Here is a 277-nt window from a genome sequence, read left to right on the forward strand (position 1 = left end):
CTTGACGGTTCAAGTCAACTAATGAATACTCACCTTTATGTGTTGACTTACCAGCATCTTCTTCCATGTGAAGACTAGTAATACCGATTCGTTTTGTTTCACCGTCGACTTCGATATCGATATATCCATTTTCACCAATTGGTTGATCAAATTGAGAAATTTGATATGCTTTTGGATTATCTGGATAGAAATAGTTCTTACGGTCAAACTTAGATTCTGTTGCGATTTCCATATTTAGTGCCATTGCAGCACGCATTGCCCAGTCTACTGCACGCTT

General features: G+C 38.3%; 1 pseudogene. It reads right to left on the reverse strand.

What is annotated here, in order from left to right:
- A pseudogene (locus GUI70_RS25610) lies at positions 1–256 on the reverse strand (Asp-tRNA(Asn)/Glu-tRNA(Gln) amidotransferase subunit GatB); the annotation flags it as partial.
- Positions 257–277 lie beyond the last annotated feature (21 nt).

Source organism: Deinococcus alpinitundrae, from assembly GCF_009982895.1.
Taxonomy (GTDB): domain Bacteria; phylum Deinococcota; class Deinococci; order Deinococcales; family Deinococcaceae; genus Deinococcus; species Deinococcus alpinitundrae.